Source organism: Rhizobium sp. YS-1r (genome assembly GCF_000757525.1).
In the GTDB taxonomy this organism is placed as follows: Bacteria; Pseudomonadota; Alphaproteobacteria; order Rhizobiales; family Rhizobiaceae; genus Neorhizobium; species Neorhizobium petrolearium.
The window spans coordinates 267,795-288,515 of the sequence record NZ_JPYQ01000009.1 but is presented as its reverse complement, the minus strand read 5'-3'; the positions used below and the strand labels follow the sequence as shown (position 1 = coordinate 288,515).

Here is a 20,721-nt window from a genome sequence, read left to right as displayed (position 1 = left end):
TGGGTTGTCGCCGACCGGATTGAGCGTTTAGGGCGTGCGGCGAACCTGCGAAACGCGGCGTTCGTTGTGAAGCGCCAGGAAACGTTCGCGCACGATCCGGAACAAACCAGGCGGAAGCATCTCATAGACGATGCTGGCGGGATCACCGGCGATCGCCGACCGAAGATCGGGGCAGACCATGAAAGGGCCAACGATCGGCTCTTCACATGGGCGCGCAAGTCAAATCAATGCGTTCTGAGCGCTCAGTTCCTTCCTGACCGATCTCACCTCCAAATGAGACGAAACGCTTAATGCCGCCATCACGCCGGCGGCTTGCCCCGTTGAAAAAGCGGTGCCCATCACCCTGGAGGAGCCATAGGCAAGCGCATCCGCCCCGGCTACTCTTCCCGCCAGGTAGAGGTTATCCAAATCGACTGCCTGCAAGGCGCCCGGTGGGATGTCCGCGAAGCCGCCGCCGCCAATGTCAATGAACCGGGCGCGCCCTGGCGCCTCATGGACTTCCATGGGCCATGCGGCACGGCCTATCCCGTCATCGCGCCGCAGCCCCTGCTCCAATGCCTTGCCAGTTAAGTCCTCCCGGGATCTTGGCCGACGGGTTTCGCGAATGCCGATTTGCGGTCCTGTGGCCACGATGAAAGCCTTCTCGAAACCGGGCAGTTGGCGCAGAAGATCAAGATTGCGCCACGCTTCCCGTCTCGCCTGCCGCTCCGCCGCGCCGAGGTCGGCTCCCGTCAATCCATCCGTGGCAAGGTCGATCGTCATCCACCAGTAATCCCCGGATATGGGCAGCCGAAACATGACGCCGCCGTCGCGACGATGGATTGGTGTCTGCTGCGACAGGTTATGGTTGGCGATCAGCTGCGCCATGCGCTCCCGGTCGAATGCGATTCCGGGGGCGACGCCGCCGATCCGGACCGGCATGGAGGCCGGCTGAACATGGCGACTGGTGAAACTGTCGACCGTCATGTCCACGCCGGACAGAGACGCAAGTGTCGCCTCGCCGCTTGCATCGACAAAGGAATTGGCGCCAATTTCATATCCTCCGGCATGATCTGTGACGGTGATCGACATGATCCGGCCGTCGTCGACAGTCGCGCCGGTGACACAGCTATGCAGCAGGATTGAAACACCGGCTTCCTCCAGCAGTCGATCGCCGGCAAACTTCACTGCTTCCGGATCAAGCAGAATAATCCTGTTGCCGCTCGGCGAAACGAAAGGAGAAATGTCCTGGCCGAGGCTCGCAAGGATATTCAAGAATTGCTCGCCGATGCCTCGGACGGCCACTATAGGCTGCGCTCCCTTCTGGAAGAAGCCGCAATAGGCCAGTACGAGGGAGTTTGCGGCGGCACCACCGAGGAAGCCATATCGCTCGATGAGAACAACTTTGGCACCTATTTTCGCGGCCGCAACCGCAGCGCTCATGCCCGCAGCGCCGCCGCCAACAACAACCACGTCGTATCGCGTATCCCGTGTGACAGTCATCTGGTGGGCTCTCCCCCGATGACGCCCATCGCCCTGCCAAGTGCAAGAAGCTGTGCCTTGGCCATCTCGTGTTCCAACTGGATCTTCAATCCGCGTTGGGCCGCCAGTTTCAGCAATGGGGTCTGCTCCGGACTGGTGACGCCATCGGCAACCAATCCGCCTGGCGCCATAAGGCTCATGGCGCTTTCCGGCACCGGCAGGGGATCTGCGACATCCATCCCGCAAGGCGAGGCATTTACCAGGAGGTCAAACGTCTTTTGCGGAATGGAGCCCGCCTTCACGGTAAGATTGGGGAATAGGTCTGCAAGCCGGGCGGCAAGCGTTGCTGCCTGAGCCTCATTGATATCACTGATGAACAGTTCGGATAGACCCGCCTCAGCCAATGCGTGGGCGATCGCACGGCCTGCCGCGCCTGCCCCAACCAGCAGGGCGGATTTTCCGCAGGCGACGAAGCCATTGTCCTTTGCTGCCTGGATGAATCCCTCGCCGTCCGTCATGTCGCCGGACAACCGGCCGTCGGCGTGTCGCCGGACGACATTTATAGCCTCCAGGAATTGTGCACGTGGGGTCAGCTCATCGATCAACCGGGCAACCGCGGTCTTGTGGGGCATGGTGACGACAAACCCATCGAGATTTTCCCATCCGCGAACCAACTTGATGAAGTCTTCGACCTGCTCTGACCGCAGGTCGATCGGGATCATCGCTCTGTCTTCGCCGGTGGTTGCGAAATAGGTGTTGAAGTTCACAGGTGATTTTACCTGCTTGATCGGCGTGCCGATCATCGCGACCAAACGGGTGGAACTGCCTATCATCATGGTAGCTTCCTCTTTTTGGTTGCAGGATAGAAATGCTCAGCCATTGACGCCAATATGGAAACAGATGCACTTCATAAATCGGATTTATGAGCAGGAGTGCAGCGGGGTGGCGAATCCCAAACTCAAGGAACGCCAGATCGAGATCTTTCGCATCGTAATGGCGACGAATTCGCTAACTGCTGCGGCGCGGCATCTGGGTGTTTCGCAGCCCAACTTATCCATCGCCATAAAACGCCTGGAGGATCAGCTCGGCATAGCGCTGTTCGGCCGCATCGGCGGAAAGCTCGTGCCCACGCAGGAGGCTCAGCTCATCTTCGAAGAGGTTGAGCGTGTCCACCAGCAGGCCGAAATGCTTTCGGATTCCATCTATTCCATCGCCCGCGGCAACGCATCGACATTCCGCTTCGGTGCGACACCCAGCATCGGCATGCGGCTCATCCCGAAGGCCTTGAGGCGGCTGCAATTGGCAGGGGCGGCAGGCACCTATTATTGCGATTCGCTTCCGCAGCGGGATATCCGCGACTATCTGTTGTTTGGACGAGGAACATGCGTGGCGACCATTGCCCGGATCGACGACCCGGTTATTGAGACGACCGCGATCGCCGAAGCCGGACTGGTCTGCGTGATGCCTGCCGACCATCGATTGGCGAGCAGAGCATCGATAAGCCCGGCTGAATTGTCGGAGGAGACCCTTATCTCCTTCGGTTCGACCACGACGCATGGCCTTTACATCGACGAGACTTATCGCCGAAGCGGCGCCGTGCGAAATACCGCCGTCTACGTCCATTTCGTCGAGGCCGCGCTGTCCTTCGTCGCCGAGCGGATCGGCGTCACCATACTCGATGCGTTTTCCGCCATAGATTGCGCGACCGCCGGGATGGCGGCCGTTCCGATCGCAAACAGCGTGTCGGTTTCCGCCTATGTTCACACCAGCCGCCTGCGCCCCCGGCCGACCACGGTCGAAAGCCTGATCATGGCGCTTCGCGACGTCGCCTTGACGGAAAGCAACTTTACCAACGGAATAATCAATCCATGCAACGACCCGTAAACGCACTTTTCCCTGGTTTCGAAAACGAGGTCGTCGAGACGGCCGACGCAAACCTTGCTGTCCTGACAGCCGGCTCCGGCCCGGCGGTTCTGCTTCTGCACGGGTATCCCGAAACCAGAGCCGCATGGCATCGCATCGCGCCTGTCCTTGCCGACGATTATACCGTGGTGGTGCCCGATTTGCCGGGCTACGGAGACAGCAATCTTAAAAGCTCTGCACAAGGCATGGGCTCAAAACGGCGCATGGGGCAATGTCTGCGTGACATGATGAAGGCGCTCGGCCACGATCGCTTTGTCACTGTCGGTCATGATCGCGGTGGGCGTGTCGCGTATCGGATGGCCCTCGATTTTCCTCAAGCCGTGACGGCGCTTGTTTCCGTAACCGTGGTGCCCACTCCGGAAATGTGGGAGGGCGCAGGCAAGGCGTTTGGAATGGGCGCCTGGCACTGGTTCATGATGGCCCAGCCTGCACCTTTGCCTGAAAAACTGATGGCGGGAGATCCCCGCTTTCTGATCGATCTCACTCTCAACAAGATGGCGAAGGGCATCGAAAAACTGGATCCGTTGGCGCTGGAAGACTATCGGACAGCGTTTGATCGGGCCGAGGTCCGGCATGTGATGTGCGAAGATTATCGGGCGGGCGCCACGGTCGATGAAGAAGACGATCTTGCCGATCGCACCGCAGGCCGCAAAATTGCGGCTCCAGTGCTTGTGTTTTGGGAAGACGGGCGACGTTATGGCGGTGGCCGGGAACCGCTCGACATATGGGCGGACTGGGCGCACATCGTAGAAGGCCGCGGTCTTTCCGGCGGCCATCTGCTGCCGGAGACGCGTGCTGACGAAATCCTCGATCTGCTGCTGCCCTTCTTAGAAAGAAATGCAGATGCCATCACGGGATGACGACGACAGGCCGGTAGCAGCGAAGCCGGTTGACGGCCTACTCAGCCTCCGCCAGATCGAAGTGTTTCACGCGGTCATGCAGGCCCGTTCGATTACCGGCGCGTCGAAGGTGCTGAACGTCTCGCAACCCGCATTGAGCAGAACGATCCGCCGCATCGAAGACATACTTGGGATTGCGCTCTTCCTGCGCGATCGCAACGGCCTCGTGCCGACGTCGGAGGCGTTGGAAATTCACGCCGAGATCGATCCGCTGATGCGGCAACTCACAGGCGTCGGGAACCAGATCGGCCGCATCGCCCGCGGCGAGACCGCCATCTTTCGAACGGGTTCGACAGCCAGCGTCGCACGCGCACTGGTGCCTCAGGCATTGAGGGATCTCTCCGTCGAAGTGCCCGGCATCGAGCTCTTCTTCGACGTTCTTCCCGTTGACCAGATAGAGGATTATCTCATAGCCGGCCGCGGCGAAGCCGTGGTGACGATTGCGACCTCAGAGCATCCGTTGATCGCAACCGAAGTGGTCGGGAATGCCGATCTGGTTGCGTGTATCCCCAAAAGTCATCGTCTGGCTGTCGAAACCGTCATCAAGGCCTCGGATCTGGAAGGGGCCGACTTCGTTGCATTTGCAGCCGGCGGCGCTCATCAAAAAGTTGTCGACAGCTTTCTTAATCGTGCGGGTATCAAGGTCAATGCCAAGGCGGTTGCCCGTTTTTCCGACACGGCGTTGGCACTTGCCAACGAGCAGATGGGCATAGTCCTCGTCGATTACCTAACGACGCTTGGCCCGGTCGGCAGCAATCTCGTCATCCGCCCTCTCGACAATGCCCCGCATTTCCAGATTTCGGTACTTTGGAACCGGCGAAGGCCACATTCCGCCAATCTGCGGAAATTGATCGAGATCCTGTCGCGCAAGCTCTCCTGAACTCGGGCATGGTCAAACATGGACGTTAGGGGCGCCATCATGCCCTCAAGGCATGGGAAGCATAATCATTGTTTGTTGTACTCGCTCAATTTGAGTGGCACTGAAAAGATACGACGTCACATAGGCGTCGATAGGAGGAGATTTCCAAGATGAATTTAACCTTGAACCGTCGCCAGGCACTTCTAACCATGGGAGCTGCGGGCGCCGCAGCAGCTTTCGGGATTCCGGCCCGCGCGGCAAGCAGGCGCAATCTCGCGGTCCTCAGTCTTGCCAGCCATGCGCCAAGCTTCATCGCTTACGAGCGCGGCTACTTCAAGGATGCAGGCCTCGACATCGAACTGAAGTTTTTCGAAGCCGCGCAGCCAATGGCTGTGGCGATCGCATCCGGCGATGCCGAGTTCGGCGTTACCGCTATGAGCGGTGGCCTGATTAGCCTCGCCCAGAAGGACGCGGTCAAGGTCGTCGGCGGTGCGTTGACGGAAGAAAAGGGCGTTGTCGGCGCCGTTATTCTGGCATCCAACAAAGCGTATGACGCTGGCCTGACCGACCCCTCGAAATTGGCAGGCAAGAGCTTCGGAATTACCACCGCAGGTTCGTCGTTTCATTTTATGGCGCACAAGATCGCAGCCGCCAACAACATCAAGCTCGCTGATATCCAGCTGCGTCCGCTGCAAAAGCTCGGCGCCATCGTCGGCGCGCTTTCAACCGGTCAGATCGATGCCTGGGCAATCCAGGCGAACGTTGCCAACAAAATGATCCGCGAAGGCGCTGCCAAGAAGATCGGCATCGTATCCGATTATGCGCCTGACTATCAGGTCACGACAGCCTTTACCTCGACGAAGAACGCCAAGGACAACCGATCGCTGACGGAATGCTTCATCAAGGCTTACGCCAAGGCGATCGATGACTACAACGGCGCCTTCGTGGATAAGACGTCGAACGACGAGGAGCGCGACGCTGTGGCGAAGCTCGTCCACAAATATGTGGAAAAGGACAGCCCGTACGACGTTGCCAAGCAGAACCTGATCGAAGGTGCGATGCGCATTAACAAGGGATTGGCTCTGTCGCTCAAAAGCTGCGTCGAACAGCTGGAATGGTTCAAGTCGGAAGACATGGTCAAAGACGCCATCAGCAACGAACAGCTCTTCGATACGTCCTACGTCAAGACGATCTGATCGGCTTGCAACAATATCGGAGGCCCAAAAAGAGCCTCCGGTGGGGACCCCTTATGGATCTGAAGCTCAAGAACATCACTCATCACTACGGCGCCGTGGAAGTTCTACGCGACATCTCGCTCGACATTCCACAAGGCCAGATCGCCTGTCTTATCGGACCTTCCGGCTGCGGCAAGTCCACCCTGCTGCGGTTTCTCGGCGGGCTGGAGCGCCCCTGCGCGGGTGAAGTCCTTCAGGTGGGCCAGCCGCCGAGCGACTGTCTCAACCCGCTTACATATGTTTTCCAGCATTTCGCTCTGCTGCCTTGGCGCACCGTCGAGGGCAACATCAAGCTGGTCCTCGAGGATCATGGGCTGAAGCGCAACGAGATGGACGCGATCGTCGCGGACGTGCTGGAACGCACCCGCCTTTCGGAATTCCGTCACGCCCTCCCCAAGCAATTGTCGGGTGGCATGCGCCAGCGGGTCGCCATCAGCCGCGCGCTGGCGGTGCGCCCAGCAGTGATGCTGATGGACGAACCACTTTCGGCGCTCGACAGCCAGACGCGTGAACTGCTCATGGACGACCTCGTCTCGCTTTGGACGCGCCAGCCGTTCACGTCGGTCTACGTCACCCACAACCTGAACGAGGCTGTCCGGCTTGGACACCGTGTGATCGTCCTTTCCCGTCGGCCGGGACGTATCCGCGAAATTGTCGATATCGATATTCCGCTGGCGGATCGCCACCTTGGCGACCCGGTTCTCGAAGAAAAGCAGAAGCAGCTCTGGGAGCTGATGCGTGAAGAAGCAATGGCTGCCGACAAGGAATTGACCGATGTCTGAAGTAACATTGGTTTCAACGCAATCCGCAGTTGGGACAGAGCCAAAGAGCGCATCCGTAAAGCATGTTCCGTTTCGTGGGGGCGGCTTTTCACCGACGCCCGTACGCGGCATGGCGCTCGCCGTTTTCGTGGCGTTGCTGCTCATCGCGGAGATCGGCACGCGGACCGGGTTCATCTCGAACCTCACCCTGCCCCGTCCTTCCGCGGTCTTCGAAACACTGGTTCAGCTCTGGCAGACCGGCGGTCTCTGGCGGCATCTTCTGCCATCGCTGCAGCGCCTCTTCATCGGCGGAGCCCTCGGTATCGCGGTCGGCATTTCCCTCGGTGTCTTTATCGGTCTGTTCAGCTATGTGCGTGCCGGCCTCGTACCGCTCGTGGCGGCGCTTTTTCCCATTCCGAAAATCGCCTTGCTGCCGCTTTTCGTCATCTGGTTCGGCATTGATGAGATGTCGAAATATGCGCTCATCGCATTTGGAACCTTTACGCCAACAGTCGTCGCAACCTACGGCGCCGTTGATAACGTCGATCGGACCTTGGTGCGAATGGGACAGAGTTTTGGTCTGAGCTGGTGGTCGATCGTTCGCAAGATCGTGCTTCCTGGAGCCTTCCCAGCCATTCTTTCCGGCCTGCGCGTCTCGATTTCGATTGCCATCATCCTTCTGGTCGCAGCAGAGATGCTTGGCGCGCAATACGGCGTCGGCTCCTATATTTTGGAAGCGGGCTCGCTTTACGATCTCGAAAAGCTCTTTGCGGGTGTCACGATACTTTCTGTACTCGGCCTGATCGTGAACTTCATCATCGGCCAGATTGAACGCCATTTCTTGAGCTGGCGCGGTTAGCCCCCTCGACTTCCGGAGAGACCAAGATGTTGGCACTGCAAAAAGTCCGGCCCGGCGTCGGCGTGGAGTTGCGCACGGTTGAGACACTGGACCTGGTCCCGGCGGGCGAAGTTCTCGTTCGTGTCCATTCCGCTGGGATCTGCGGCACCGACCTGCATATCGCGGAATGGACGGCCGGGTACGAGTCGATGCAAAGCGCTATGCCAGTCACCCTCGGGCACGAGTTTTCAGGGACGATTACGGCAGTCGGCGACGGGCTCGAACCAGCCTTGATCGGCAGGCGCATCACCGCTCGGCCCTCGACGACGTGTGGCACTTGCGCCGCCTGCCTTGCCGGCGATGAGGATAATTGCAGCAATCGAAAAGGCCTTGGCATAAGTCGCAATGGTGCGTTCAGCCAATTCGTCTGCGTCCCCTATAGCAACTGCCATGCTCTTCCAGACAATTTGGATATGGGTATAGCTGCGCTGACCGAGCCGATGACCGTTTGCGCCGAAGCTGTCGCGACGGCAGATGTCCGTCCTGGGCAGAAGATCCTGGTGATTGGGCCGGGCTTCATCGGGCAAGGTATCGCTGTCCTGGCACGTGCCAAGGGTGCCGACGTGGTCGTCATGGGGCGCGATGACGAGCCGAGGCTGGCGGCGCTTCGCGCGATCGGTTTCGAATACTTGGTCGACACAAAGCATGTCACTATTGACGAGACGCTTTCAAAACTGTCGCCCTTCGATGCCATCATCGAAGCAGCGGGCGTGCCCGCCCTCGTGTCAGCAACACTTCCGTATCTCAAAAAACGCGGCATCTTCACGGTCGTCGGAATTCATCCCCAGCCGGCGGAGATCGACTTAGTCAAACTCGTCAGGATGCATCAGCAAATCCGCGGCTCCTACCGCGCTCCGGCTGAGGACTGGGACGCAGTGATCGCCTTTCTTGCGGCCAATCAGGTGATGATGAGCCAATTGATATCGCACCGGCTGCCATTGGCGGATGCTTTGACCGGCTTCAGGGTTGCCCATCAGCGCGTCGCCACTAAGGTCGTTCTGCAGATCGGAGGCGGTGCATGAGCGGCGCGTTTCTGGCTCTCTGGAACAATTATCCCAGTGCCATGACCGAGGAATACGAGGCCTGGCACACATTCGAGCACGTGCCTGAAAGGCTGACGACACCCGGAATGCTGCGCGCCCGGCGCTACGCGTCTTTTCTGGAGCCTGAAAATCGCTACTTCACGCTTTATGAACTTAAGGATCTGCGCACCATCGAACACCCGGCCTACATGGACCTGGTCAAGAACCCGACCGTCTGGTCGGCAAAGATGCGCCAGCACTTTTCGAATGTGCTGCGAATTCCAGCAAACAAGCTGGCTTCGGGCGGTCGCGGTATCGGCCGCAGCACCCTGGTTCAGGCGTATTCGGTAAAAAGAACGCGCGCCGAGAATGCCGGCTTGCAACTCGCCAGGAAACTGAGCGACATGGTTTCGAGCGGGACGTTACTGAGCTTTATCATTGGCCTTGCGGAGCCGAACCAGCCGTATGAAGTCTTTGCTCAAGATGCTGAGACCGATGACACCACCTATAATGTGGTTGTTATCGCCGACGGCCTATGCCGGGAGACATTGGAAAGCGCTCACGCCTCGATCAGCAGGACGGCTCTTGACCTCCTGCGTCCGTGCAAATCCTTGCGCGATGAGCTATTCGATCTTGTGGTCGCATATCCCGACAACTCACTTCTTTCTGATCGCACAGCCGTTGCCGCAAGCTCTCAGCTCACGCGTCGCTTTGAATCTTGAGCACTGCTCCCTTATGCCCAATCGACCGCGGCCCCTCGCCCCCCGGTCAGCTGGCCGACGAGTTGCGGTTATGGCGGTTCGACCACTCAAAACACCAGGTCTCAGCCGTTGATGTAAGCGGCGTAGAGATCGGCGATGTGCTGCGTGACCGGACCGGGTTGCCCATTGCCGACATGACGACCATCGATACGCGTGACCGGTGTTATTCCGCCAAGCGTTCCGGTCACGAATGCTTCGGACGCGCTATAGACTTCCGCCAGCGTGAAGTCTTTCTGGCGCACCACATGCCCAGCGTCCGAATAGAGCTTGATCACCTTCTTGCGCGTGATGCCGTTGAAATTGTAGCGGCCCGTCGAAGTCCACAGTTCTTCACTGCGAACGATGAAGAAATTGGTGGAATTGCAGCTGGCAACAAAGCCATGCGGATCGAGCATCAACGCTTCGTCGGCGCCACAATTGATTGCCTGAATGAGCGCGTGAATGAAGTTCAGGCGGCTATGGGAGTTGAGCCGCAGATCGAACACATCTGGCGTGCTGCAGCGGATGGTGGAGGTCATCAAGGAGAGACCCTTTGACTTGGATTCCGGCTTCGGGATCTTGAACTCGGCAATAATCACGATTGTGGCCTGTCCCATCGCAAAGCGCGGATCCTGATTCGGCGTCTTCTTCTTGCCGCGCGTCACCATCACGCGTGCATGGGCACCGTCCGTCATGTCGTTTCTTCGGAAGGTCTGCCACAGGGCCTCGGCCAGCTCCTCGCGGGTCATGCCGATGTCGAGCTGGATCGAATTGGCCCCCTCGTAAAGACGGTCGAGATGTTCATCCAGGGCGATGATCTTGCCGTTCACCAGACGAACGCCCTCCCAAACGCCATCGCCCAGGACGAAACCGGCATCGAAGACAGAAACCTTGGCCTCGTCGCGCTTGAAGAATTCGCCGTTGAGGTAGATCAGCACATTATCGTTGCGGTGGTCAGCCACGTAACCCTGGGAGCTGGTATTGCTGGCGGCAACTGCATTCATGTTCATATTCCTTGTAAGTTATCCGGATTCAGAATCCGAATTCGCTAAAGCGTTCGAGAAAGGCGCGCGTTCGTTCCTGCCGGGGGTTCTTCAGAACATCATCGGGCGTGCCCACCTCATGAAACACGCCGTCAGCCAGAAAAATGACCTTGGTCGCGAAGTGATAGGCAAAGCCCAGCTCATGCGTGACGAGAAGCATGGTGCGCCCCTCATCGGCCAACTGGCGAATGACACGCAGAACTTCTCCGACCAATTCCGGGTCCAGCGACGAGGTCGGCTCGTCGAACAGCAGGATTTCCGGCTCCATGGCCAGGGCGCGGGCAATGGCGACACGCTGTTGCTGCCCGCCGGACAGCTTGCCGGGATAGGCATCGAGTTTGGTGCCGAGCCCCACCTTTTCGAGTTCGCGCACGGCCCTCTCCCTCGCTGCAGCATTTCTCATGCCCTTGACGGTCAGCAGCCCCTCCATCACGTTTTCCAGCACGGTCATGTGCGGAAACAGATTGAACTGCTGGAAAACCATGCCGACGCGCTCACGCACCGTGCACAGCTCGGATTCGGGATAACGGCGGGCGCCGTCCGGGCCATGGGGCTTGCCGATCGGCTTGCCGTCCAGCGCAATCGTGCCGCCGCTTGGCATTTCCATGAAGTTCAGGCAGCGCAGAAACGTGCTCTTGCCGGAGCCGCTGCCGCCGATGATGGCGATGCGCTCACCGGCCTCGACGCAAAAGTCGATGCCCTTGAGAACATGCAGATCGCCGAAATACTTCTGCAGATCGGTGACGCGAAGAATGGGCTCGGTCATGGCGGGGTTCTCCTTGGAAACATCAGGCCTTCGCCGCAAGGCGCCGCTCTAGACGCGCGGAAAGCCAGGTGCCGGGATAGATGAGGACGAAGTAGATGAAGGCCACGGTCGTCAGGATTTCGAGCGGCCGATAGTAGGTGGAGCTGAGCAGCCGCCCCTGGTACATCAGTTCATGCACCGACAGTACCGAGGCAAGCGAGGACATCTTCGCGACTTCGATAGCCCGGTTGGTGAAGGCCGGGAGCATGCGCTTGAAGACCTGCGGCAGAATAATGCGTTGCAATATCTTTGAATGACGCATGCCAAGCGCACGCGCACCTTCCCACTGTCCCTGCGCGATCGACTGAATGCCGCCCCGGAAGATTTCTGCCGAATAGGCCGATGTGTTCAGCGCCAGGCCCAGCAGCGCCGCGGCGAAAGGTGACAGCTGCACACCGATGATGATCGGAAACGCGTAGAAGAACCAGATCAACTGGATGAGTACCGGCGTATCGCGAAAGAGCTCGATGTAGAACAGACTCGGCATCCTCAGCCATGGCGATTTCGACAGCCGCGCCAGCGACAGCAGGAAGCCCGCACACAGGCCGATGAAAACGCTCGGCACCCAGAGTTCGACGGTGACGAGCAGCCCTCGTAACAGAACCGGCAGGCTTCGAAGCACAAGCACGAAATCAAACTGGTAATCCATGCTGCGGCTCCTCAGCGATAGGCCGTCAGGCGTGCTTCGGCAACACGGGCAAGCGCGCTGGCCGTGACAAGCAGGATGACGTACATCAGGGCAATGGTGGTGTAGACCTCAAGCGGGCGGAAGGTTTCGCTATTCACCAGCATGGCCTGGTAGAGGAGGTCGGCATAGGCCAGCGTCGAGGCGAGCGCCGTGGTCTTGGTAAGCTCGAAGGAGCGCTCCACGAAAGGCGCAAACATTCTCGTCATGGCCTGCGGCAGGATGATGCGGCGCATCAGTTGCGAATGCCGCATGCCGAGCGCCCGAGCACCTTCCCACTGGCCCTTTTCGATCGACACGATGCCGCCGCGAAACACTTCCGCATAAAAGGCCCCCGACTGCGTGGATAGCGCAAGCACTGCCGCGACGAAGGGATTGAGGCTGACATTGGCCAGCACCGGCAGGGCGTAATAGAACCAGAAGAAGTGGATGATCGGCGGCGTATTGCGATAGAACTCGATGAAGGCGGCGGCGGGTACGGACAGGAACCGTCGGGGCGAGAGCTTCATGAAAGCCAGCAGCAGCCCGACGATGACGCCAAGGACGATCGAGATGCCGGCGATCTTGACCGTGTTCACGAGTCCGGTCAGCAGCAGGTCCCAGCGGGACCATACCCCGGAAAAATCCCAGTGATAGCTCATGAGACTGAGGTTCCTTGCAAGGAGCAGGGCCGCAACCGCCAGGCGCGCATTCCCGGCGATTGATCTGGTGACGAAGGCAGGAGGCTTAAGGGGAAGGACTTGCCCTCCCCTCTCGCTCATTGCTATTTCCACGCTTCCTTGACCAGGCCCGGAATGCCGGCGGGATCGATGTTCTTCGACTTCAGGTAACCATTGAAGATCTGGTCCGGCACGCCGTTCTTGTAGAGCTCGGCGAACTGCTCGCTGATCCAGTTGCGGAAGGCGGGGGTCGTTTCCTTGCGCAGGCCCGCACTGGTCGGCACCGGATTGACGGGCGTGGGTAAGATGACCTTGCCGAGCTTCAGACGCGAATACTGAACCACAAGCGCCGGATGGAACTGCACGACGACATCGACGCGTCTGGCGGCAAAGGCTGCGATGGCTTCATCATTGCTGGAGAAGCGATTGATTTCGGCGTTCTTCGCCATAGCAGTGATGTTCTTATCGAGCGAGGTCCCAAGCGTCACCCCGATGCGCGTGCCGGGCTTATCAATGTCTTCCCAGGACTTTGCGGCGGAATCCGCCGCGACCAGCGCTCCCATGGCATAGTAGAAGAGAGGCGCATCCGGGAAATCGATGGCCTTCCTGCGCTCTTCCGTGGGATCGAGCACAAACATCATATCGATCTGATTGGCCTGAAGTGCCGCCACCGCGTTTGCCCATGTCGTTTCGACAGGAACAAGCGTCGCGCCGAGACTGGTGGCCAATTTCTCGCCCATGGCTACACCAACGCCTGTCCATTTCTCCGTCATCGGATCCTTGAAAAACCAAGGCTCAGCGGAGGTCACGCCGATGCGCAGTTGCTTGTCCTGCTTAATGCGATCAAGCGTGGAAGCGTCTTGAGCGAACGCCGATGTGGCAAACCCCGTCAGGGCAAGGGTCAGTGCGGCGAGAAGGGTTCTCCGTGTGGTAATCATTTGTTCGTCCTCTAAGGTTTTGACGTGATCACGGCCTTTGCGGCTCTTGTTCGTGTAATTTTGCGAGTTCCGTTGCGCGGCTCGCCGCCATCGCCGTTGTTTTCATCAACAGTTCGGCAAGGCCGTTTTCCGCCTCCAGAACGGAAAGGCCGGCTTGTGTCGTTCCGCCGGGGCTGGTGACGGCGTCTTTCAGTTCGCGTGCGCCGCGGCTATCCAGTTCAAGAAGGCGAGCAGCGCCGACAACTGTTTGGCGCGCCAAAAGCTCGGCGACGGGAGTGGCGAAACCCATACGCTCCGCGGCCCGCTGCAAATGCTCCGTGAAGGCGAAAACATAACCAGGTCCACTGCCGGAGATGCCGGTTGCAAGATCAATGTCGCTTTCCTGCTCCACCCAGCAAAAGCGGCCGATGGCTTGAAACAAAGCTTCGACGACCTTTCGATCCAGATCTGAAATCGTGTCCGGCGCGGCATGGCCTACGCTCATTGCGGAAGCGGCCGTCGCGGGCAGATTGGGCATCACGCGCACAATGCGACTTGCCTGATCCGATCGCGCCCTGATCTGCGCAAGCGGGATTCCCGCAGCAATCGATATGACTAACGCGCCGGCGACATTATTCTGTGCCGTCTGAAGTGCCGCCTCGACTTGTTGCGGCTTGACGGCGAGGATGCAGACATCGAAAGCCCTTGCCTCCAGGCTTTCGACACTGGGCAGGACACGAACAGGGCTATCGGGGGGCAAAAGCTTCCGCGCCCTCGCGGCATCGTGATCAACGGCTGTGATTTCGATCAATGGCATGCGCGCGGACACGCCAGCGGCAATCGCCGCGCCCATGTTGCCGCATCCCATCATCAAGACAGAATGAGCAGGACAGAAGGCGTCCGTCATCTCGTAGCCCTTGCCTGGACGTCCGACCGCTCCAGCTTGCCAGCGTTCGACGAAAGCAGAAAATCTTCGGTCTGCTGTCCGCCGCGCGCCATGTGCGCCCTGATTTCAGTCCGCATCACATCCAGACTCTCTCCCAACGCATTAGCAACATAACTGTCGTGACCATCGCGGCGGGGCCCACGGATGCCGTGTGCTCGATGATGCGCAGCCCAATAGAGTTGCAGGCGACCACGGATGCTTTCCCAAGTCTTTTGCAGGATCTTGTGGCCGGAAACTTCGTAGACAAAGCCATGAAGCTGGAGTTCAGCGTCAATACTGGCGACATCATCGCCACTGTCGATGCAACGCGTCAATTCCGCCTGGCGCGACAGCAGACCCTGACGGAACGCTTCGTCACGCTTCTCCCACACCAGCTCGAACGCAAAGATTTCGAGATTGACACGCATGGAATAGATTTCGCGGACATCATCCACGGACAGTTCAACGACATGGGTTCCTGTGTAAGGGATCGTGACGAGGAGACCCTCGTCAATCAGCTGGCGCATGGCCTCGCGCAACGGACCGCGACTGACGCCGAACTGCTCTGCAAGGCTCGATTCGGTGACTTGTGCTCCAGGTGAAATTTCACCTTTCAGGATGGCGCTCCGCAGACCATCGACGATGTGCGCGCGAAATGTCGCCTTTGGAATGCGAATGAAACCTCGGCCACCCTGCTCGTTCACCGAACACCTTTTTTGTTGCTCATCGATTGTCAACAATCAATCACAGACAAATTACGCAGTCAACGCGATTTTTGAAGGGACGCGGTCGGCAGGCCGACTGAACTGCAGACGATGCCTCATCCGCACCAAGTCACTTCGATGCTATCGGCCATGACGCGCCCCATCAGGTTTGGTTCCCTTCATGTACAAACAGGCGTCTTTCGCGACAGGATGGACGCCGTTGCAGGTCGTTGAACATGCAAATTCTCGGTCATCCCCCACACGTTCGACAGGGCGACGAAGTCGCCCGTCATCAAAGTTTAACAAAGGCTTCACCGAACTGTCTCCTAACGGAGTTACACCGCCTCCATTGCAATTTCATTTGCATAGGAGAGAGACATGACACGCAAATTGCATTCTACGATTGCTGCAACCGTCTTTGCGCTGTTCGGCACGCTCGGCACGGCTGACGCGGCCACAACGGTCAAGTTCTGGCACTCTTTCAACAAAGGTCAGGGTGAGGCTCTCGCCAAGATAATCACCCAGTTCGAGGCCGCCAACCCGGGCATCGATGTCGAAGCGGAGTTCATCGGCAATTATAACGATATTGTCGCAAAGCTGCAGGCTGCAATCCCGGCGCGCCGTGCGCCGGATGCCGTAATCTTGGAAATCACCCGCTACGGCCTCTTTGCCAACAACAATATCCTGACTGACCTGACACCCTATTTCGACGCCGATCCGCTTAAGAGCGACCTTTATGATTACGCGCGCGAAGTCGGTATTATTAACGGCAAGAACTATGTCGTGCCGTTCAACTCATCCACGCCGGTCCTCTATTTCAACAAAGACATCTTTGCCCGCGCCGGCCTTTCGGCGCAGACGCCGCTAAAGACCTTCGATAACATCCTTGCCGCGGCAAAGACCATCAGCGAAAAGCTCGGTTCCGAAGGGATTTCCGGCATCGCAGCGCCCGGCCAGTTTGCCCGTTGGGGTCTTGTCATGGCCAACGACAGCGAGTTGATCGACCCGACCACGAACGAGATCTTGCTCGACAAGCCGAATACGGTCGAAGCCTATCAATGGATGGCTTCGCTGGTAAACCACCACAAGGTAGCGTCGCCCGATGGCGTAACGGATGAGGACAATGGCCGCGACGCCTTCCTTGCCGGCAAGGTCGGCATCATGATGAATTCGACCGGCAATTATGTCGGTTCGAAAAAAGCCATCGGCGACAATCTCGTCGTGCGTCCGATGCCCTGCAACAAAGTCTGCTCGGTCCCGATTGGCGGCGCTGGCATCGGCATCATGGCAAGTTCTCCGAAGGAAGTCCAAGACGCCGCGTACAAGTTCATCAGCTACGCCGCCTCGCCGGAAGCCAATGCGGCCTGGTTTGCCGCCACCGGCTATCTGCCGATCAACAAAAAGAGCGCCGCTCTTCCGGTCGCCGTCAAGGCGCTAGAAACACAGCCGGGTATCGATGTGGCCATCAACTCGCTGCCATACGCCCATGGCCGCGCCCGCTCAACGGTCGTGACCTGGATGCGCTCCACCGAATACAAGATGTGGGAGGCCATGGCGCTGGGTCAACGCAAGGTCGACGAGACGATGAAGGATTTCGCCGAGCAGACGCGCGCGGAGAACCAGCGCACCAGCAACTGATCCCTCTTCTTCGAAAGGGCGCCGGTGGGCTTTTTTTCTCGCCGGCGCAAATTCTGCCATGCTCCGCAAGCTGACCCCTTATCTCTTCGTTGCGCCGCTGATGATCTTCATCGCGGTCTTCACGTATATCCCGATCCTCACAAGCCTGAACCTTAGCGTGCGCGAATGGAATTTCCTTTCGTCGAACATGCCGTTCGTCGGTCTGCGTAACTACGAGCAATTGCTATTATCGCGCGATTTCTGGAATTCGCTCCGGGTCACCACACTTTTCGCCGTCTTCTCCGTTCCTCTAAGGCTCGGTGCGGCGCTGGTCATTGCGAATTATCTCGTGCGCGAGACCTTGTCATCACGACTGCTGCGCGGGGCGCTCTTCCTGCCCTCGGTCACCTCCACCGTCTCCATCGCCGTGGTCTTTTCCTGGGTCTTCTCGACCGATTACGGCATGATGAACGCGCTGCTCGAGCCGCTCGGTCTTGGCCGTCCGCAATGGCTGCAGGACCCACATCTGGCGCTCTGGGTGCTGATCTTTGTCAACACATGGAAACAGATCGGCTATGACATCGTTATCTACATTGCCGGCCTGCAGGCGATCCCGCAGGAACTCTACGATGCCGCCTCCGTCGACGGCGGACGCCGTTGGCATGTCTTTCGCCGCGTGACACTGCCGCTGGTGATGCCAACCACCTATTTCCTTCTGATCATCTCGGTGATCGAAGCCTTCCAGGTCTTCACCATCGTCAATGTGATGACGCATGGCGGACCGGCCGGCGCAACCGATATGCTGGTGAACCTGCTCTACGAAATCGGCTTCGTGCTGTTCGACATCGGCCGCGGCTCCGCGCTTGCAGTGATCCTTTTCGTCCTGCTCGTGGCGCTTGCAATCGTCAAATCCCGCATCATCGGCAGCAAGGTGCACTATGAAGCCTGAGAACCAAATTCTTGCGGTCCTATCGCTGCTGGTCGGACTGCTGTTCCTGTCGCCGGTGCTCTATTCCATCTGGATGTCCTTCCAGACGGCAGATGCCTTTTACGCCGGAGAAGTGGCCTTCACGCTCGACAATTACGACCGCGCCATCGGCCAGTTCAACTTCGCCCGTTATCTTGCCAACAGCCTCATCGTATCGGGTCTCGTGACGGTGCTGGGCATAACACTTGCCACGCTTGCGGCCTTCGCTTTCGCGCGTTTCCGTTTTCCGGCGAGCGATCTGTTGTTCGGCGCGACCGTGGCGACCCTGATGATCCCTAGCCATATCAGCCTTATTCCCAACTATCTAACGCTCGCGAAGGCCGGATTGCTGGATACCTATGCCGGCTTAATCCTGCCGGCCATTTCGAACGGCTTTGCCGCTTTTTTCTTGCGCCAGTATATCCGAGGCATTCCAAAAGCGCTGGATGAGGCAGCCTATATGGACGGGGCGACACCCTTGCAGGTGCTGTGGCGCATCATCGTGCCGCTATCGCGTCCCGCCATCTCGTCCATGGCCCTCTACATCTTCATCACTGAGTGGAACAACTATATTTGGCCGCTCGTCGCGGTGGGCAGGCAAGACCTATACACGCTGCAGATCGGTCTGGCTCGGCTTTACCGCGTCAATCCCGGCGAAGGTCTCATCGACTGGCCGCTGGTCATGGCCGCCTCCACCATCACCATCCTGCCCGTGCTCATCGGTTTTCTGCTCGTGGAGCGACATCTCGTGCGCGGCATCACCATGGGCGCAATCAAGTAAGTCGAGGACACTAGAATGACACGCATCGCATCGCATCGTGGCGGCACCCTGGAATTCGGCGACAGCACACCACGTGGTTTCGCCGCAACGGCCGAGATGGCACTGGAGGAGGTGGAATTCGACATCCATCCGACGGCGGACGGCGCCATAATCGTGCATCACGACCCGACGCTGGACGGCACGACCGACACGTTTGGCGAAATCGCACGCATGGCCCTGGCCGACGTGAAGGACGCGACGATCAACTATGGCGGCGGTGGCCATCCACTCACGTTGCAGGAACTCTGTGCGCTTTACGAGGCAAGCCCCGTCGGTTTCCGCTGTGAGATCAAGCCTGGTGTCGACGGCGAGCCCTATCGGGATTTCGTGCCACGTGTGGTGACGCTCCTCGCCCGGCATGGAATGCTGGAGCGGACAACCTTTTCCTCTTTCCTCGTGCGTTCCCTGGATGAATTGGCCCGTGCCAGCAATCGTCCGCGGCTCTGGCTGGTCAGTCCGCCCGTGCTTCGCCAACTGGGGGTGGAGACTGTGATCGAGGTGGCGAAGGCGCATGCCATTCCGGAGATCGGCGTCCACATCGATTGTGCAGATCGTGCGCTTGGCAACGCCGTCCGCGCAGCCGGCCTGGAATTCGGCTGCTGGGCGGCCCATTCGCACTCGCAGATCGAAAAGGCACTCGCGCTCGGCGTCAAGGTGTTCACAACCGATCGGCCGACGCTGGCGATCTCCATTCGCAGCGCCTTTCGCCACAAGGAGACCGCGGCATGAGTGGAATTTCGCTTCGCCATATCCGCAAGGCCTATCCGGGCGGCATGCCGGTATTGCATGGCGTTTCACTCGATATCAAACCGGGTGAATTCGTCGTCATTGTCGGTCCGTCCGGCTGCGGCAAATCCACGCTTCTGCGACTGATTGCCGGGCTGGAGCGCTGCGAGGAAGGCGAGATCGAGATTGGCGGCAAACGCGCCAATGATCTTGCGCCGCAGGACCGCGACATCGCGATGATCTTCCAGAACTATGCACTCTACCCGCATATGAGCGTGCGCGAAAATATCGCCTTCGGTCTCGAGCTGCGCGGCATGCCGAAGGCGCAGCGCAACCGCCGAGCGGAAGAAGTGGCGCGCATGCTTCAGCTCGATCCGTATCTTGAGCGCAAACCGGGGGCGCTGTCCGGCGGCCAGCGTCAGAGGGTCGCCATGGGTCGCGCCATGGCGCGCAATACCTCTACCTTTTTGATGGACGAGCCGCTCTCCAACCTCGACAATGCGCTACGCGTGGCCATGCGCACGGAAATCAAGCAACTGCATCGGCAGCTCAGGGCGACCATCGTTTATGTGACGCACGATCAAACGGAAGCGCTGTCGCTGGCGGACCGCGTAGCAGTCATGAAGGACGGGCATCTTCTCCAGTTCGATCGACCCGACGTCATCTACGATCGGCCGCGCAACCGCTTTGTCGCCGGTTTTCTCGGCGTACCACCAATCAATTTCGTTGCCGCGGAGAAACTGCCCGGCTGGCAGGGCATGGAAGGGCTAACCGCCGGTCTTCGCCCGGAAATCCTGACCGTTCACACGGAAAGACCCGAGCGTCCGGCGCTGTCGGCGCGTCTTGTGCTCTCCGAAATGACGGGATCTGACCTACTTCTCCATTGCGACAGCCCGGCCGGCCGGCTGACCGTGACAACACCGCGACGCGAGGTGGCAGAACATTCAGAGGAACTCTGGATTTCCTATGATCTTGGCCGCGCATTGTTCTTTGAGAACGACAGCGGCGAGCGGGTCGATCTCGCGCGCGATTTTCGCAGCGTCAGGATATCGTAA

Annotated in this window: 22 protein-coding genes; 13 read left to right on the top strand and 9 right to left on the bottom strand. The window is 59.0% G+C overall.

Annotation, left to right across the window (positions count from 1 at the left end; translation table 11 throughout):
- Positions 1-219: 219 nt before the first annotated feature.
- Positions 220-1,482 (bottom strand): FAD-dependent oxidoreductase, encoded by a 1,263-nt coding sequence (locus JL39_RS10670; RefSeq protein WP_037149537.1) that lies wholly within the window; start codon positions 1,480-1,482, stop codon positions 220-222.
- Entirely contained in the window at positions 1,479-2,297 is an 819-nt protein-coding gene (locus JL39_RS10665) for a shikimate dehydrogenase (protein WP_200883937.1), read from the bottom strand. The genes JL39_RS10670 and JL39_RS10665 overlap by 4 nt, the downstream gene beginning before the upstream one ends.
- 106 nt (positions 2,298-2,403) lie before the next feature.
- On the opposite strand from JL39_RS10665, the gene JL39_RS10660 reads away from it, so the two are divergent.
- The 8 genes from JL39_RS10660 (at position 2,404) to JL39_RS30505 (ending at position 9,780) form a co-directional block, all read left to right on the top strand.
- On the top strand, positions 2,404-3,345 hold the full coding sequence (locus JL39_RS10660) for a LysR family transcriptional regulator (protein ID WP_161784753.1): 942 nt from the start codon (positions 2,404-2,406) through the stop codon (positions 3,343-3,345).
- Positions 3,330-4,244 carry an alpha/beta hydrolase gene (locus JL39_RS10655; protein WP_037149536.1) on the top strand — a complete coding sequence of 305 codons (915 nt, stop codon included), beginning with the start codon at positions 3,330-3,332 and terminating at the stop codon, positions 4,242-4,244. Before JL39_RS10660 ends, JL39_RS10655 begins: the two co-directional genes overlap by 16 nt.
- Positions 4,228-5,163, top strand: coding sequence for a LysR family transcriptional regulator (locus JL39_RS30510; protein WP_161784752.1), 936 nt, complete (start codon positions 4,228-4,230; stop codon positions 5,161-5,163). Before JL39_RS10655 ends, JL39_RS30510 begins: the two co-directional genes overlap by 17 nt.
- Positions 5,164-5,312: 149 nt before the next feature.
- Positions 5,313-6,338 (top strand): ABC transporter substrate-binding protein, encoded by a 1,026-nt coding sequence (locus tag JL39_RS10645; protein ID WP_037149535.1) that lies wholly within the window; start codon positions 5,313-5,315, stop codon positions 6,336-6,338.
- A 53-nt stretch (positions 6,339-6,391) separates the two neighbouring features.
- Positions 6,392-7,159, top strand: coding sequence for an ABC transporter ATP-binding protein (locus JL39_RS10640; RefSeq protein ID WP_037149534.1), 768 nt, complete (start codon positions 6,392-6,394; stop codon positions 7,157-7,159).
- A complete protein-coding gene (locus JL39_RS10635; RefSeq protein ID WP_037149532.1) occupies positions 7,152-7,997 on the top strand; it encodes an ABC transporter permease in 846 nt (281 codons plus the stop codon). Before JL39_RS10640 ends, JL39_RS10635 begins: the two co-directional genes overlap by 8 nt.
- A 26-nt stretch (positions 7,998-8,023) precedes the next feature.
- Positions 8,024-9,058 (top strand): alcohol dehydrogenase catalytic domain-containing protein, encoded by a 1,035-nt coding sequence (locus tag JL39_RS10630; RefSeq protein WP_037149530.1) that lies wholly within the window; start codon positions 8,024-8,026, stop codon positions 9,056-9,058.
- Positions 9,055-9,780, top strand: coding sequence for a hypothetical protein (locus JL39_RS30505; RefSeq protein WP_052182804.1), 726 nt, complete (start codon positions 9,055-9,057; stop codon positions 9,778-9,780). The genes JL39_RS10630 and JL39_RS30505 overlap by 4 nt, the downstream gene beginning before the upstream one ends.
- 101 nt (positions 9,781-9,881) lie before the next feature.
- Here the strand turns inward: JL39_RS30505 and JL39_RS10620 are convergent, their stop codons facing one another.
- The 7 genes from JL39_RS10620 to JL39_RS10590 form a co-directional block, all read right to left on the bottom strand.
- Entirely contained in the window at positions 9,882-10,802 is a 921-nt protein-coding gene (locus JL39_RS10620) for an aminotransferase class IV (RefSeq protein WP_037149742.1), read from the bottom strand.
- 28 nt (positions 10,803-10,830) lie between these two features.
- Positions 10,831-11,607 carry an amino acid ABC transporter ATP-binding protein gene (locus JL39_RS10615; protein ID WP_037149528.1) on the bottom strand — a complete coding sequence of 259 codons (777 nt, stop codon included), beginning with the start codon at positions 11,605-11,607 and terminating at the stop codon, positions 10,831-10,833.
- A gap of 22 nt (positions 11,608-11,629) precedes the next feature.
- Positions 11,630-12,295, bottom strand: a complete 666-nt coding sequence (locus JL39_RS10610) for an amino acid ABC transporter permease (RefSeq protein ID WP_037149526.1) — start codon at positions 12,293-12,295, stop codon at positions 11,630-11,632.
- An 11-nt stretch (positions 12,296-12,306) separates the two neighbouring features.
- The gene (locus JL39_RS10605) at positions 12,307-12,972 is read right to left on the bottom strand and encodes an amino acid ABC transporter permease (RefSeq protein WP_037149740.1); all 666 of its coding nucleotides are present in this window, start codon (positions 12,970-12,972) and stop codon (positions 12,307-12,309) included.
- Between the two features lie 122 nt (positions 12,973-13,094).
- Positions 13,095-13,928 (bottom strand): transporter substrate-binding domain-containing protein, encoded by an 834-nt coding sequence (locus JL39_RS10600; protein WP_037149523.1) that lies wholly within the window; start codon positions 13,926-13,928, stop codon positions 13,095-13,097.
- Between the two features lie 28 nt (positions 13,929-13,956).
- Positions 13,957-14,814 (bottom strand): pyrroline-5-carboxylate reductase, encoded by an 858-nt coding sequence (gene proC / locus JL39_RS10595; protein WP_037149520.1) that lies wholly within the window; start codon positions 14,812-14,814, stop codon positions 13,957-13,959.
- A complete protein-coding gene (locus tag JL39_RS10590; RefSeq protein WP_244446866.1) occupies positions 14,811-15,569 on the bottom strand; it encodes a GntR family transcriptional regulator in 759 nt (252 codons plus the stop codon). Before JL39_RS10590 ends, proC begins: the two co-directional genes overlap by 4 nt.
- 345 nt (positions 15,570-15,914) lie before the next feature.
- Between JL39_RS10590 and JL39_RS10585 the strand changes: the two genes are divergently transcribed.
- The 5 genes from JL39_RS10585 to JL39_RS10565 are packed head-to-tail and all read left to right on the top strand — an operon-like array spanning position 15,915 to position 20,721.
- Positions 15,915-17,174: an ABC transporter substrate-binding protein gene (locus tag JL39_RS10585; RefSeq protein ID WP_037149517.1), complete on the top strand. Its 1,260-nt coding sequence runs from the start codon at positions 15,915-15,917 to the stop codon at positions 17,172-17,174.
- A 58-nt stretch (positions 17,175-17,232) separates the two neighbouring features.
- Entirely contained in the window at positions 17,233-18,102 is an 870-nt protein-coding gene (locus tag JL39_RS10580) for a sugar ABC transporter permease (protein ID WP_037149514.1), read from the top strand.
- Positions 18,092-18,901 (top strand): carbohydrate ABC transporter permease, encoded by an 810-nt coding sequence (locus JL39_RS10575; protein WP_037149511.1) that lies wholly within the window; start codon positions 18,092-18,094, stop codon positions 18,899-18,901. The genes JL39_RS10580 and JL39_RS10575 overlap by 11 nt, the downstream gene beginning before the upstream one ends.
- A gap of 15 nt (positions 18,902-18,916) precedes the next feature.
- The gene (locus JL39_RS10570) at positions 18,917-19,669 is read left to right on the top strand and encodes a glycerophosphodiester phosphodiesterase family protein (RefSeq protein ID WP_037149508.1); all 753 of its coding nucleotides are present in this window, start codon (positions 18,917-18,919) and stop codon (positions 19,667-19,669) included.
- Complete coding sequence (locus JL39_RS10565; RefSeq protein ID WP_037149505.1) at positions 19,666-20,721, top strand: ABC transporter ATP-binding protein; 1,056 nt, start codon at positions 19,666-19,668, stop codon at positions 20,719-20,721. The genes JL39_RS10570 and JL39_RS10565 overlap by 4 nt, the downstream gene beginning before the upstream one ends.

Coding starts and splice junctions, on each gene's coding strand:
- JL39_RS10605 (WP_037149740.1), bottom strand. CDS start 12,972: ATGAGCTATCACTGGGATTTTTCCGGGGTATGGTCCCGCTGGGACCTG.
- JL39_RS10640 (WP_037149534.1), top strand. CDS start 6,392: ATGGATCTGAAGCTCAAGAACATCACTCATCACTACGGCGCCGTGGAA.
- JL39_RS10630 (WP_037149530.1), top strand. CDS start 8,024: ATGTTGGCACTGCAAAAAGTCCGGCCCGGCGTCGGCGTGGAGTTGCGC.
- JL39_RS10615 (WP_037149528.1), bottom strand. CDS start 11,607: ATGACCGAGCCCATTCTTCGCGTCACCGATCTGCAGAAGTATTTCGGC.
- JL39_RS10580 (WP_037149514.1), top strand. CDS start 17,233: ATGCTCCGCAAGCTGACCCCTTATCTCTTCGTTGCGCCGCTGATGATC.
- proC (WP_037149520.1), bottom strand. CDS start 14,814: ATGACGGACGCCTTCTGTCCTGCTCATTCTGTCTTGATGATGGGATGC.
- JL39_RS10655 (WP_037149536.1), top strand. CDS start 3,330: ATGCAACGACCCGTAAACGCACTTTTCCCTGGTTTCGAAAACGAGGTC.
- JL39_RS10585 (WP_037149517.1), top strand. CDS start 15,915: ATGACACGCAAATTGCATTCTACGATTGCTGCAACCGTCTTTGCGCTG.
- JL39_RS10610 (WP_037149526.1), bottom strand. CDS start 12,295: ATGGATTACCAGTTTGATTTCGTGCTTGTGCTTCGAAGCCTGCCGGTT.
- JL39_RS10565 (WP_037149505.1), top strand. CDS start 19,666: ATGAGTGGAATTTCGCTTCGCCATATCCGCAAGGCCTATCCGGGCGGC.
- JL39_RS30510 (WP_161784752.1), top strand. CDS start 4,228: ATGCCATCACGGGATGACGACGACAGGCCGGTAGCAGCGAAGCCGGTT.
- JL39_RS10600 (WP_037149523.1), bottom strand. CDS start 13,928: ATGATTACCACACGGAGAACCCTTCTCGCCGCACTGACCCTTGCCCTG.
- JL39_RS10670 (WP_037149537.1), bottom strand. CDS start 1,482: ATGACTGTCACACGGGATACGCGATACGACGTGGTTGTTGTTGGCGGC.
- JL39_RS10570 (WP_037149508.1), top strand. CDS start 18,917: ATGACACGCATCGCATCGCATCGTGGCGGCACCCTGGAATTCGGCGAC.
- JL39_RS10635 (WP_037149532.1), top strand. CDS start 7,152: ATGTCTGAAGTAACATTGGTTTCAACGCAATCCGCAGTTGGGACAGAG.
- JL39_RS10645 (WP_037149535.1), top strand. CDS start 5,313: ATGAATTTAACCTTGAACCGTCGCCAGGCACTTCTAACCATGGGAGCT.
- JL39_RS10665 (WP_200883937.1), bottom strand. CDS start 2,297: ATGATGATAGGCAGTTCCACCCGTTTGGTCGCGATGATCGGCACGCCG.
- JL39_RS10575 (WP_037149511.1), top strand. CDS start 18,092: ATGAAGCCTGAGAACCAAATTCTTGCGGTCCTATCGCTGCTGGTCGGA.
- JL39_RS10620 (WP_037149742.1), bottom strand. CDS start 10,802: ATGAATGCAGTTGCCGCCAGCAATACCAGCTCCCAGGGTTACGTGGCT.
- JL39_RS30505 (WP_052182804.1), top strand. CDS start 9,055: ATGAGCGGCGCGTTTCTGGCTCTCTGGAACAATTATCCCAGTGCCATG.